Consider the following 12,857-nt stretch of genomic DNA (forward strand, 5'->3'; position numbering starts at 1 on the left):
TACAAAGTTGTTCGGTTACTCAGGCATTCACGGTATGGGTGGCGACGATATTGGTGCCCGCCTCGCCCCTGAGGATGGCCAGACCATCTTCCAGGGAACCGATCCCGACCATGCCGCCGGTCGCTTTGACAAATTCACAGGACGCCTCGATCTTCGGCCCCATGGAGCCGGCATCGAACTGGACGCCAGCCAGCTCGGCCGGGCTGGTGACCCGCAGCGGGTGCTGGGTCGGCTTGCCCCAATCCAGGTAGACGGCATCGGCGTCGGTCAGGATCAGCAGGGCGTCGGCCTTGATCTGCTTGGCCAGGTAGGCGGCAGACATGTCTTTGTCGATGACGGCTTCGATGCCGGTCAGACGCTGGCCATCCCAGGTCACCGGAATGCCGCCACCACCGGTACAGATGATGAGGTGCCCCTGGGCAATCAGGGTCTCGATGGCATCGCCTTCGACGATGCGCTGGGGCAGCGGGGACGGCACCACGCGGCGGAAGAACTTGCCGTCGGCCTTGACGCTCCACTGCTTCTCGACCGCCAGGGCGCGGGCTTCGGCTTCTTCATAGACGGGACCGATGAACTTGGTCGGATTGGCGAAGGCCGGATCTTGCGGGTCGACCTGCACCTGGGTCAGCAGCGCGGTGACGTTGCGACTCGGCATCAGGTTTTTCAGCTCCTGGATCAGCATGTAGCCGATCATGCCCTGGGTCTCGGCGCCCAGCACATCCAGGGGATAGGGGGAGACCTTGGTATAGGCGCTGTTTTGCAGGGCCAGCAGACCGACCTGCGGGCCGTTGCCGTGCACCAGTACCACGTTGTACTCCTCGGCGATCCGGGCGATGGTCTTGGCGGCGGTGGCGATGTTCTTGCGCTGGATATCCGCTTCAAGGGGTTCGCCGCGACGGAGCAGGGCATTGCCCCCCAGGGCGACGACGACAGTTGGTTTTTTCATGAGTGTTACTCTCGAATCTTGGGGTAGGTGGCGCCAGCCTCTGCCGGCGCCACGCCGTCTTGTCAGATGCCGTCACGTTCCATCGGGCAGCTCATGCAGCGGGCGCCGCCGCGGCCACGTCCCAGCTCTTCACCCGGGATGGGCAGCACTGTGATGCCGGCCTTGTCGTACTTCTCGTTGGTGTAGGTGTTGCGCTCGTAACCCACCACCACGCCGGGACGCACTGTCAGCACGTTGTTGGCGTCGTTCCACTGCTCGCGCTCGGCCTCGAAGCTGTCACCACCTGTGGTGATGAGCTTGAGCTGATCCACGCCCAGCGCCTTCTCGATGGCGGTGACGAAGTAACCCTCTTCCTTGATGTTCATGCCGGTGGCGCCGCCCGGAGTCAGACTCCAGCAGTTCACATCCTTGCGGATGACCTCCGGATAGACGGAGAAGGTGTCTATGTCCATGTGGGTCATGACGGTATCCAGGTGCATGCAGCTGCGGTGTTTCGGCAGTTGCATGGCGATGACCTGTTTGGCCTGACCGTGCTTGAACAGGCCGCGGGCCAGGTGCTCCACCCCTTGCGGCGTGGTGCGCTCGGACATGCCGATGAGCACGGCGCCACGGCCGATGACCAGGACGTCACCCCCTTCGATGGTGGAGTTGTCGTAGTCACGATCCTCGTCACCGAAGTACTTGATGAAGTCCTGACCGGCAAACTGCGGGTGCCAGCGGTAGATGGCCTTCACATGGTTGGTTTCGCGGCGACGGGCGGCCTTGGCCATGGGGTTGATGGAGACGCCACCGTAAACCCAGCAGGAGGTATCACGGGTGAAGAGGTGGTTGGGCAGCGGCTCTATGATGAAGTCGGTCGGAGCGTGCATGCCCACTACCATGTTGACGCCGCTGAAGGGCATCTCTGAGTAGGTCAGGCCGCCGGAGAGGATGCGGGCCAGCTCGCGGTGCGGCATGTCAGCCAGGAAGCAGCGCACGTCATTGGCCAGGGCGGTGCCGAGGCGATAATCGGAGACCTGATGTTGCAGCAGCCAGGCTTTGGCTTCTGGCACATCCAGGGTTTCGGCCAGCAGGTTGGTCAGCAGGAAGACTTCGACATTCTGATCGCGCAGCACTTGGGCGAACTTGTCATGCTCCTCGCCAGCCCGCTCAACAGAGAGGACATCGTCAAACAGCAGGTCCTGACAGTTGGAAGGGGTCAGACGCTTGAGACTGAGATTGGGGCGATGCAACATGACACGACGCAGTTGGCCAACTTCAGAACCTACATAAAATTTGCTCATGGTTATATTCCGTCTTTCTGGGGTCCATGCGAGTGATTGAATAGACTCCTTCTATTCTTTCTCATGGCCAAGGCGGGATATTCTTTTTGTAGGGTACTCGGCTTATGTTCTATCCTGCCTCTGCCTTTCGAGGTAGAGATTAGGTCTGTAAAAACATGAAAAACCAGACTTAGATCACATCGAGCCATAGCTGAATAAAATGCAGCGCATTTATTTGACCCCACCGACATAACCAGCAATTAAGCCCCTGGATGCTTCGCATAATCATTCATTTCCATACGCTTTTATTCCTTTTCTCGGCCAGGTTGCCATGGGGTAAACTCATATTACATAAGTACCAAATACAATTTTAATTAAATTAATACAACAACTTAACTGTGACGCTCAGCCATGACTGGCTTTATATGCAAGAGTTTGAATTTTTCACTCGCCATTGCGGGGAACTCAGCGAGATAAAAAGTCATCTCCCTACGATTTCGTGCATAGATATTTTATTGTTCTGGATCAAAGCAAGGGACTCAGGATAGTGGGGGAAGGGCTGCTGGCCCCAAGAGAAATGGGGCTGTCCGGCTGACTATGCAATAAAACCGCATCTTGCGGCTTGTCCCTCCCATGACATCGACTTCCACTATTTTGAAACTTTTTTCATTAGTTGAATTTATGACAAATCCTTGCAGTGGGGGTTTGCTCAACTTAACTAGAAAAGTGATCCGGATCACAACGGTATCCATATGACGTTAACGCTTCCGTCATAAATGTCATCAAGGAGAGCTCCATGAACATCAAACCCCTGCTTCTACTTGCCGCACTGGTTCTGCCCATGACGCCAACCCTGGCTCAGGCAGACGGTGCCCCCGCCATGCCGCTGGTGGTATGCCATGTCGACAACATGCCGCAAATGCTGGTACCCGAATATGTCTGCATCTGGCGCGGTGGCACTCAACACTACTAAGCTGCAATGCAAGGGAAGGCGAGCCTTCCCTTGCATCTTCTCCCCATCCCCCAATAGCCATATCCGATCGTTACGCGCCTGCCCTGCCATTCGCTGCCAGAGCGCCCTGCGTCCCCCGACGGCTACCCCTCGCCTCCTGTCACCATGGTGACCGGCATGGCACGGGCTGCATCGCTCGCCTTCCCCGTCTTGAGAGGCACCTTGCTGAAACTTGCCTGGCGGTTCACCCCGGTATCCTGAACAAGAATCCGGGCGCCAAGCCCCACAACCCATGCCGCCATGGCAGCTGCTCCCGACGTCATCACCCGCACCAACAGATGCAGAACCTGTGGCTTAATCCATTCGAGTGAGCCCGACTGAGACTGGCTTGAAGAAGTTGTGAGATATTCGCCATTGAATGCGTGAGCAATAGGCCCATTTCTGGACAGGTATAATCGGATTGATAGATCTTATAAACAGCATAAATAAATTATAATCAATTGATTTATAATCGAAAAAATACAACGCAACATGAATGACAAGGCGACCAGCTAAAACGTTTTTCAAGATGGCGTTGTGAGGCAGTCGAAAATCCTTATAGTTACTCCTGCACGGACGCAGTTGAAGTCAATCAGGAAGATTGGCTGCCAGGGTTGGGCAAATGGACTCACCACAGGATGTGGTAAAGGACACCTCCCAGGATGGAGAAAGTGCGACGGGAATGGATGACTCGTCAGGCCATGATGGCTAAAGGACACCCCAAAGGATTGGGAAGGGGAAACCTAAAGGAAGAGGTATAGTCAGGGATTGCAGGGAGCAACTTCGTTCACGGATATGAACGATAAGACTATCGGGGGCGACGCAAGTCGCCCCCATCTTTTTTGGATTTTTTCCATAAGCTCCCCGCATCAATAGTAAAGGGCGGCTTTCGCCACCCCGCTCATCACTCCGTGATTCATACTCACTCTTCTGCTTATCTCCCCTCTGGCTACGCCAGACGAAAGTGCGCCACTATCCGGCCCAGCCGGTCATAAGTCTGCTTCATGGCCCCCGAGCTTGCCACCGTCGCCTCACCATTACCCTTCAGTTGGCGGATCACCTCGGCGATGGCACTCATGTTGCGATTGATCTCCTCGGCGACGGCACTCTGCTGCTCAGCGGCAGTGGCGATATGAGTGATGAGGCCATTGATCTCCACCACCTCGCCCATCATCGTATCCAGAGACTCATTGACCCGTGTCGTGTTCTCGGCGGCGCTCTGGCAGCGTTGCCTTGTCATGGACATGGCCTCAACCACCCCACTGCTGCCGCGCTGCAAACGGGTCAGCATGGCCTGTATCTCTGCCGTGCTCTGTTGAGTGCGTGCCGCCAGGGAGCGAACCTCATCGGCCACCACCGCAAATCCCCGCCCCTGCTCGCCGGCACGCGCCGCTTCAATGGCGGCATTGAGCGCCAATAAATTCGTCTGCTCGGCAATGCTGCCGATGACGCCCAAGACAGAGCCAATCTGCTGCACCTCTTGCTGCATGGCTTGTACCGAACCCGAGGTCGCTTCCACCTCGTCCACCAGGGCCATGACGCTGCGCATGGCATCATCCACCACCGCCCGTGAGGCATTGGCAAGCTGTTCGCTCTGGCGAGTGAGCGTGGCAGTATCGGCGGCGCTACGGGAGACTGAGACGGCGGTGGCGCTCATCTCGTTGACTGCCGTGACGACCTGTTCCGTCTCGCTGACATGGGTTGCCAGCAGCCGTTGAGCTGCCTGGGTTTGCCCGGTCAGTCCCCCTATCTCGCTATGCAACTGACCGCTGGCCTGGCTCACCTCCTGCATCATCTCCTGCAGCTGGGCGATGAAGCGATTGATGCCCGCCGAGATCTGGCCGAGATCATCATGGCTTGTCACCTGTAAACGCCGGGTCAGATCCCCATTCCCCTCGGAGAGGGCCAGCACCAATCCCTTCAAGGACAAAATAGGTCTATAAGCCAGGTTGAACGCCACCATAGCCAGCACCATCACCACCAGAGCCACCCCCAGCAGAGCCAGGGTGATCTTGCCGTTGATGGCCTGGGTCATGGCCCGGATGTAGGCCTGGTCGACGAAGCCGGTCAGTCGCCATGGCTGACCGCGAATGTCCAGCTCATGCAGCTTGGGGAGGGACTCGCCATCCGGTTTGTCGCTATAGAGCAGCTGCCCCTGGCTATCGGCCAGTTCGAAGTGACGTCCTTCGCCACTCATCTTCTGCAGCAGGGCGCTGAACTCACTCATGTCGAGGTAATAGATGTAGGCAGAATCATCACCGCGCGGCACCAGGATGGAGATGGCAGGCTTGCCCTCTATCTGTTGCAAACCGCTCACCTGGATCTGATTGCGGGCCTGGGGGATCAGCTGGCGCAGCGCCTCGACCCGGGCCGGCTCCTTGATGACGCCGTTGGTGTCGAAGGCCATGTCCCCAATCACCTTGACGATGTTGAGGAACCCCGTCTCCTCCAGGGTCTTCTTGACGTTGGTCACCCCGAAGTTGAGGTTGGCCGCCAGCACTATCTTCTGATTGATGTCCCCCGCCAGCTTCTCTTTGACCAGGGTGATCTGCTCATCGATGTTGTGGCTTGCCTGGTCACGGATGTAACCGCTGATGAAGTGATTGACGCTCACCCAGGAGGTGGCGACCGTGATCAAAATGGCCAGAAGCAGGAGCGCATATATCTTGATCTTAAAAGCCATGGTACCTCCAAAAGAAAACGCAGGGCGAACCTGCGTTTTCTAGCTGCCAATCTGCTTACTTCTTCTTGGCGTATTTCATCGAATCCAACGCCACCGCCAATATGATGATGCCGCCCTTGATGATGAACTGCCAATAAGGGCTGACGCCGATATAGGTCAGGCCGTAGTTGATCAGGGTGAAGATGAGCACCCCGGTGATCACCCCGGCAACCGTGCCCACACCACCGGCAAAGGAGACACCGCCCACCACGCAGGCCGCGATGGCATCGAGCTCATACATGAAGCCGAGGTTGTTGGTGGCGCTGCCGACCCGACCCGCTTCCAGCATGCCGCCGAAGGCGTAGAAGACACCGGCCAGGGCATAGATCATCACCAGGTTGACGGCCACGTTGACGCCGGACACCTTGGCGGCTTCGGGGTTGCCGCCGATGGCGAAGATGTTTTTGCCAAAGCGGGTCTTGTTCCACAACACCCAGACGAAGACGCTGGCGATGGCCGCATAGAAGGTGAGATAGGAGAGCTTGAAGCTGCCTATCCTGATGAACCCCTGGGCAAAACTGGAGAAGCGGGGGTCAAAGCCCGCCACCGGCGAGGCGCCCACGGAATCGAAGTACAGCGAGTTGATGCCGTAGACGATGATCATGGTGCCCAGGGTGGTGATGAAGGGCGTCACGTTCAGGTAGGCCACGATCAGGCCATTGACGAGACCTATCAGGGCACCCACGGCACAGACCAGCAGGATCACCATGGGAATGGGCACCTCCCCCAGGGCGGGGAACACCTTGTTGACGTTGGTCAGCGACTGCAGCATGGTGGCCGCGATCAGCGCCGCCAGGCCCACTTGGCGACCCGCCGACAAGTCGGTGCCCTGGGTGATGATGATACCTGCCACACCCAGCGCTATGATGACCCGCACCGAAGACTGGGTCAGGATGTTGCTGAGGTTGGTGAGGCTCAGGAAGGATGGCTCCTTGATCACGATGATCATGAGCAGCACCATCAACACCACATAGATGCCGTTCTCTTTGAGCGCCTGCATCAGATTGAAATTTTTAGCCGACTCCATAAATATCTTCCTGTCTCTAGAGGTACAAAGATGCCAGGCGCAATATCTCGCTCTGGTCAGTCTCTTTGGTATTGACGATCCCGGCGACCCGGCCATTGCTCATGACCATGATGCGGTCTGTGATCCCCAGCAGCTCAGGCATCTCTGACGAGATAATGATGATGCCCTTGTCCTTCTTGGCCAGCTCCAGGATGAGTTGATAGATCTCGAACTTGGCGCCCACATCAATGCCGCGAGTCGGCTCATCCAGCATCAGAATTTCCGGTTGAGTCAGCAGCCAGCGGCCGATGATGACCTTCTGCTGGTTGCCGCCGGACAGGGAGCCGATCTGCGTCTGTTGGGTCGGGGTCTTGACCCGCATGGAGTCGATGACCCATTGGGTGTCGCTCTTCATCTTTTTGTTGCTGAGCAGCCCCATGGAGCCCTTGTAGCTGTCCATGTTGGCGATCAGGGAGTTGAAGGCGATATCGAGGCGCGAATAGATACCGGTGGAGCGGCGCTCCTCCGTCACCAGAGCGAAACCGTTCAAGATGGCCTCGTGGGCCGTATGGTTCGCCACTTGCTTGCCATGAAGCTTGATGACCCCTTCGCTGTGGTCGCGGATCCCGAACAGGGTCTCGACGATGTCGGTGCGCTTGGCCCCCACCAGCCCGGCGATACCGAGGATCTCGCCCTTGTGCAGGTTGAAGGTCACGTCTTGAATGGAGGGTTGGTTCTTGGCCGTCAGGTGCTCGACCTCGAGGATCACCTCTTTCGGCTGGTTGGTTTTTTCCGGGAAGCGCTGAGTCAATTCACGGCCAACCATCATGCCGATGATCTGATCCATGGTCATGCCCTTGAGCGGTTGAGTCGCCACCCATTGGCCATCCCGCAATATGGTGATCTCGTCACATAGCTGGAAGATCTCCTCCATCTTGTGGGAGATGTAGACGATGCCGCAGCCCTTCTCTTTCAGCTTGTTGATGATCTTGAAGAGGTGGTTGACCTCTTTCTCGGTCAGGGAGGAGGTCGGCTCATCCATGATGACAATCTTGGCATCGTAGGAGAATGCCTTGGCGATCTCGATCATCTGCATCTGGGACACCGACAGGGTGCCCACTTTGACCCGGGGATCGATGTCGATATCCAGCTCGTCAAAAATGTGTTTGGTGTCCTGGTACATCTTGTTGTGATCGACGAACCAACCCTTGGTGGGGTAGCGGCCGAGCCACATGTTGTCCATCACGGTGCGTTGCAATACCAGGTTCAACTCCTGGTGCACCATGGAAACGCCATTCTCCAACGCCTCTTTGGAGGAGGTGAAGTTGATCTCTTGTCCCTTGAAGAAGATCTTGCCCTGATCTTTCTCATAGATGCCGAACAGGCATTTGAGCAGCGTGGATTTCCCTGCCCCGTTCTCGCCCATCAACGCATGCACAGAATGAGGACGGACCCGTAAATTGACATTATCGAGTGCCTTGACGCCAGGAAAACTCTTACTGACGTCAATCATCTCCAACAGCCATTCTGATTGTTGCTGTGTTGTCATATCAGCCATCACATCTGGTTGAAAAAAGGGCAAGGGGATCTCCCTTGCCCTGGAGGGGGGATTACTCGAATTGAGACAGGTTGTCTTTATCTACACCCACGTAGGCAACACGGACGACCTTGTCGACGATGTTCCACTTGGTACCTTCCCCGGCCGGTTTGCCTTCCGCCAGATTCTTGGTCAGATCGAAGGTGGCTTTCGCCTGGTTGGCCGCATCGTTCAGCACTGTACCTGCCATGGCACCGCTCTTGACCATAGCCAGGGCTTCCGGCAGGGCATCGACGCCGAACACCGGGATGGCGCTCTTGCCCTGGGCTTTCAGGGATTCAACAGCGCCCATTGCCATGCCGTCGTTGTTGGCGATGACCACTTCGATCTTGTTGGCGTTGGGGCCGGAGATCCAGGCATCCATCTTGTCTTTGGCCATGGCGGTATCCCACATACCGGTATCCATGTGCAGTTGATCGGTCTTGAGGCCGCCATCGTTCAGGGTCTTGATGACGTAGGTGGTACGGGCTTCCGCATCCGGGTGGCCCGGCTCGCCCTTGAGCAGTACGAACTGGATGACGCCATCTTTGTTCAAGTCCCACTCAGGGTGAGCTTTCCAGTGTTTGGCGATCAGCTGACCCTGGATGATGCCTGACTCCTTGGAGTCGGTGCCCACGTAGTAGGCCTTGTCATAGCTGGCCAGATCGGCGGCACTCGGTTCCTTGTTGTAGAACACAACCGGGATCTCTTCGCCACGGGCCTTCTCAATCACGACAGGGGCTGCGGCCGGATCGACCAGGTTGATCGCCAGGGCCTTGACGCCCTTGGCCAGCAGCACGTCGATCTGGTCGTTCTGCTTGGACTGGTCATTCTGGGAGTCATTCATCAGCAGTTCCACACTCGGGGTCGCCGCCGCTTCCTTCTCGATCGCCTTGCGAACAACTGCCATGAAGTTATCGTCGTACTTATAGACGGTAACCCCGATACGGGTTTCAGCGTGGGCGGTGGCGCCTGCCGTCAGTCCCATCAGCAGGGCGGCAACTGTCGTGATTTTTCTCATTGTTATGCTCCGGTGTGTCTATCTGTTTTGTAGGAAAGCTGTACACCAATCGAGCTGGTGTAAGTCTAATGTAATCAGGTTGTTGTCATTTAATCTGTGATCCTGACGACAAAATGAAAACGTTTACACTCTGTTACATTGTGATTTGTTTGATATAAAACAAATGGTTATATTAACTTGAGGCCTGTTTGAACCTTTCTGTCACTGGGGTAAATGTCAGCTTCTGTCGCCGAAGTCAGCTTAGTAGAGAGTTCCAATAGTATCTCCCCGGTGTCAGCCAATATTCAGGGCGCACGCTCTGGCTCCAGGAGTCATCCCCCCCGATCCCCATATAGAAACCATCGAGGCACAGGTGCAGACCCCCCTCTGCAATCAGGTCGGTCTGATGGCGGGCCTCGGTCAGCTGCGACTGACGGTAGGGACTGATGCTGAAGTGAAACTCCCCCTCGACCCTGAGGTCGGCGAGCTGCAACTCCCGAACCTGAGTACGCAGGCCATTGTCGGTGGGGAAAATATAGGGGGTGTGCAGCGCGGCAATGGGCAGTTGCCAACGACCGAGATCCGCGCTCAGACAGCGATCCGGATAGTTCTCATGAGGGCCACGGCCCAGCCACTCGATACTGTCGACTGTCTCCGCCAGCCAGAGGCTGGCGCCAATCCGGGGCAAGGAGGGGAAGTCATCACTCACCAGGGCGTCGATGGCAAGCCTCATGGCGCCGCCTGCCTCGAAGTCGTGGCGCCAGTGAGTCAGGATCTTCAGTTGCTCGCCGACGAAGTAGCCATGCTCCACCAGCAGGCTGGCCTCCCCCACTCGCGTTATCCCCAGGCAACGGTGGCTCAGCTCACCGAGCCCGGCCTGTTGCCAGCGAGCAATCCAGGAGTGGGGATCCTGATGATCCGCCTCGCTGGTGCCGATGTCGTTATCCAGTGGCGCACGGTAGAAGTGATCCGCCAGCTCCCCGAGGAGACGCTCACGGCCACCCTTGCGCCAACCCGTGATGCGGCCACTCTCCTTGTCCAGACACCATTGGCTCTCACCGGCCAGCACGTGCCAACTCTCAGCCTGCTCCATCAATCGAGCCGATGTCCGGGGTTGAGGGAGTGCGAGAGGGGTCGGCAGGGAAAACTGCTGGCGCCCTACGTCATGATCCGGGGCTGACCAGGGGGTGGCATTCACTTGCTCGATGCAGAGATCCAGCCAGGCCAGCGTGCCGGCAGCGAAAGCAGGCAGAGTGGGCAGCAGGGTCAGGGTCAGCGCCGCCTGAGGCGCCAAGGTGAGTGGGCATTCACCCTCTTGCAGCACCACCCCTTGCTCGCACAACCGCCAACGTAGCCGCTCGTTATCCGTCACGCGAAACAGCAGCTCGCTCTCGATGCGTACCACCAGAGGGCTGTGTGACAGCAGCTCGAAGCGGAACGGCTGCTGGGCCCGCTTGGCCTCGAACAATGCGGGATGGGGCGTCCTGTCCGGGAACAGCAAGCCGTTGATGCAGAACTGGCGATCGTTTTGCAGATCGCCAAAATCACCGCCATAGGCCCAGAAATGGCGGCCATCCTCGGTCAACTTGTCGAGTCCCTGATCGACCCAATCCCAGACAAAGCCACCCTGCAGGCGAGGATGGTCACGAAATGCCCGCCAATATTCGGCGAAGCCACCCAGGCTGTTGCCCATGGCGTGAGCGTATTCGCACAGGATCAGCGGCCGCTGCTCGCCAGGCAGGCCGATCCACTTGGTCAGCGCCCACTTGGGCACCGCCGGGAAGGGTTGATCCTGATGGGTACGGGCATACATGGGGCAGATGATGTCGGTGGCCGGGGTGTCGGCACCGCCCCCCTCGTACTGGACCGGTCGGCTCGGGTCTGCCCGCTTGACCCAGGCATACATGGCATCGTGGGCCGCCCCATAGCCGGACTCATTGCCCAGGGACCAGATGATGATGCTGGGGTGGTTGAAATCGCGCGCGACCAGCCGGGTGACCCGTTCCAAAAAGGCCCCGCTCCAGTCAGGATCCTGCGCCAGGCGGCCCATGGGACTCATGCCGTGGGTCTCCAGATTGGCCTCATCCACCACATAGAGACCCAGCCTGTCACAGAGCCGGTAGAATTCGGGATGGTTGGGGTAATGGGCACAGCGCACCGCGTTGAAGTTGTGCTGCTTCATCAGGGTCAGATCCCGCGCCATGCTGGCCACATCGATGGCATGACCCCGGGCGGGATCATGCTCATGACGATTGGCGCCACGGATCAGCAAGGGCTGACCGTTGAGCCGCAGCAGGCCGCCCTGGATCTCCACCGCCCGAAAGCCCACATCATGGGCCTCGCTCTCTATGGGGGTACCCCGCTCATCGAGCAGGGTCAGGGTCAGACGATAGAGGTGCGGGGTCTCGGCGCTCCACTTGGCGGGATTGTCCACCTTCAAGATCAGTTCGGCATGGTCCTCAAAGCTCCCTTTCTCATCGATGATGGCCGTGCCCACTCCCTGCGCCAGACTGGTCACCGGCTGATCACCCTGATAGAGGGTGGCTCTCAGACTCAGGCCGGCGCCACCCGCCACCCGCACCGCCAGCGTGAGCCGCGCATCCCGGTAGCAGGCATCGAGCAGCGGGGTGATACGCAGATCGGCGATGTGGCGCTCAGGCTTATGAAGCAGCGTGACCGAGCGGAAGATGCCGGAAAGCCACCACATGTCCTGATCCTCGAGATAAGAACCATCGGACCAGCGCAGCACCAACAGGGCTATCCGGTTCTCCCCCTCGCGCAGACAAGGGGTCAGGTCGAACTCGGCGGGCAGGCGGCTGTCCTGGGAATAACCGACCCAGTGGCCGTTGCAAAACAGATGGCAGGCGCTGCTGACGCCATCCAGGATGATGCGCGTCTGTCCCGCAGCCAGCCAATTGGCGGGTAAATGCAGGTTGCGAGAGTAGCAACCGGTCGGATTCTGGCTTGGCACCCGAGGGGGATCACAGGGGAAGGGGTACTTGATATTGGTGTAGATGGGGCCATCGGTCTGCGGCCGTGTGCCCGGATAGGCACCATCTAGCTGCCAGTTGCCGGGCACCCGGATGAGGCAGGCATCGGCCAGATCCTGCTGAACCCACTGTTCGGGTACCCGCTCGGGAGTCTCGAAGAAGGAGAAGTGCCAGTCGCCGTCGAGCAGCAAGCGGGAGTCGGAGGGCAGATCGGCACGTGCCGCCTCTTCGTCGCGCCAACTGGCGAGGGGGGTATGCGTCGCCAGGCGATTGACCGAGGTTACCCCTTGGTTCTGCCAGTCTCGGCGCGCCAGAATCTCCCTGAGCATGTTTCCTCTCCCTGATTATTCGGAAAACAGCTGCA

Annotated in this window: 9 protein-coding genes; 1 reads left to right on the forward strand and 8 read right to left on the reverse strand. The window is 58.2% G+C overall.

Features of this window, described 5'->3' with window-relative positions:
- Positions 1-19: 19 nt before the first annotated feature.
- Together arcC and arcA are read right to left on the reverse strand one after the other, a co-directional pair.
- Positions 20-946, reverse strand: coding sequence for a carbamate kinase (gene arcC / locus KYK33_RS18855; protein WP_224431490.1), 927 nt, complete (start codon positions 944-946; stop codon positions 20-22).
- Between the two features lie 62 nt (positions 947-1,008).
- Positions 1,009-2,229, reverse strand: a complete 1,221-nt coding sequence (arcA, locus tag KYK33_RS18860) for an arginine deiminase (protein ID WP_224431491.1) — start codon at positions 2,227-2,229, stop codon at positions 1,009-1,011.
- A gap of 775 nt (positions 2,230-3,004) precedes the next feature.
- Between arcA and KYK33_RS18865 the strand changes: the two genes are divergently transcribed.
- Positions 3,005-3,181, forward strand: a complete 177-nt coding sequence (locus KYK33_RS18865; RefSeq protein WP_198135285.1) for a hypothetical protein — start codon at positions 3,005-3,007, stop codon at positions 3,179-3,181.
- Positions 3,182-3,303: 122 nt separating this feature from the next.
- On the opposite strand, the gene KYK33_RS18870 is transcribed toward KYK33_RS18865, so the two are convergent.
- From KYK33_RS18870 to KYK33_RS18895, 6 genes are all read right to left on the reverse strand, one after another.
- Entirely contained in the window at positions 3,304-3,462 is a 159-nt protein-coding gene (locus KYK33_RS18870; protein ID WP_224431492.1) for a hypothetical protein, read from the reverse strand.
- Between the two features lie 686 nt (positions 3,463-4,148).
- On the reverse strand, positions 4,149-5,882 hold the full coding sequence (locus KYK33_RS18875) for a methyl-accepting chemotaxis protein (RefSeq protein WP_224431493.1): 1,734 nt from the start codon (positions 5,880-5,882) through the stop codon (positions 4,149-4,151).
- Between the two features lie 55 nt (positions 5,883-5,937).
- Positions 5,938-6,948, reverse strand: a complete 1,011-nt coding sequence (gene mglC, locus KYK33_RS18880) for a galactose/methyl galactoside ABC transporter permease MglC (RefSeq protein WP_224431494.1) — start codon at positions 6,946-6,948, stop codon at positions 5,938-5,940.
- A gap of 16 nt (positions 6,949-6,964) precedes the next feature.
- Positions 6,965-8,485, reverse strand: coding sequence for a galactose/methyl galactoside ABC transporter ATP-binding protein MglA (gene mglA, locus KYK33_RS18885; protein WP_224431495.1), 1,521 nt, complete (start codon positions 8,483-8,485; stop codon positions 6,965-6,967).
- A 52-nt stretch (positions 8,486-8,537) separates the two neighbouring features.
- Positions 8,538-9,524, reverse strand: a complete 987-nt coding sequence (gene mglB, locus KYK33_RS18890) for a galactose/glucose ABC transporter substrate-binding protein MglB (protein WP_224431496.1) — start codon at positions 9,522-9,524, stop codon at positions 8,538-8,540.
- Between the two features lie 235 nt (positions 9,525-9,759).
- Positions 9,760-12,822 carry a beta-galactosidase gene (locus KYK33_RS18895; protein WP_224431497.1) on the reverse strand — a complete coding sequence of 1,021 codons (3,063 nt, stop codon included), beginning with the start codon at positions 12,820-12,822 and terminating at the stop codon, positions 9,760-9,762.
- Between the last annotated feature and the right edge of the window lie 35 nt (positions 12,823-12,857).

The sequence above is a fragment of the Aeromonas rivuli genome, assembly GCF_020149575.1.
Lineage (GTDB): Bacteria > Pseudomonadota > Gammaproteobacteria > Enterobacterales > Aeromonadaceae > Aeromonas > Aeromonas rivuli.

What these genes read in the sequence shown, in the direction of transcription:
- KYK33_RS18865 (WP_198135285.1), top strand. Translation starts at nt 3,005, where the DNA reads ATGAACATCAAACCCCTGCTTCTACTTGCCGCACTGGTTCTGCCCATG.
- mglC (WP_224431494.1), bottom strand. Translation starts at nt 6,948, where the DNA reads ATGGAGTCGGCTAAAAATTTCAATCTGATGCAGGCGCTCAAAGAGAAC.
- arcC (WP_224431490.1), bottom strand. Translation starts at nt 946, where the DNA reads ATGAAAAAACCAACTGTCGTCGTCGCCCTGGGGGGCAATGCCCTGCTC.
- KYK33_RS18875 (WP_224431493.1), bottom strand. Translation starts at nt 5,882, where the DNA reads ATGGCTTTTAAGATCAAGATATATGCGCTCCTGCTTCTGGCCATTTTG.
- mglA (WP_224431495.1), bottom strand. Translation starts at nt 8,485, where the DNA reads ATGGCTGATATGACAACACAGCAACAATCAGAATGGCTGTTGGAGATG.
- mglB (WP_224431496.1), bottom strand. Translation starts at nt 9,524, where the DNA reads ATGAGAAAAATCACGACAGTTGCCGCCCTGCTGATGGGACTGACGGCA.
- KYK33_RS18870 (WP_224431492.1), bottom strand. Translation starts at nt 3,462, where the DNA reads ATGGCGGCATGGGTTGTGGGGCTTGGCGCCCGGATTCTTGTTCAGGAT.
- KYK33_RS18895 (WP_224431497.1), bottom strand. Translation starts at nt 12,822, where the DNA reads ATGCTCAGGGAGATTCTGGCGCGCCGAGACTGGCAGAACCAAGGGGTA.
- arcA (WP_224431491.1), bottom strand. Translation starts at nt 2,229, where the DNA reads ATGAGCAAATTTTATGTAGGTTCTGAAGTTGGCCAACTGCGTCGTGTC.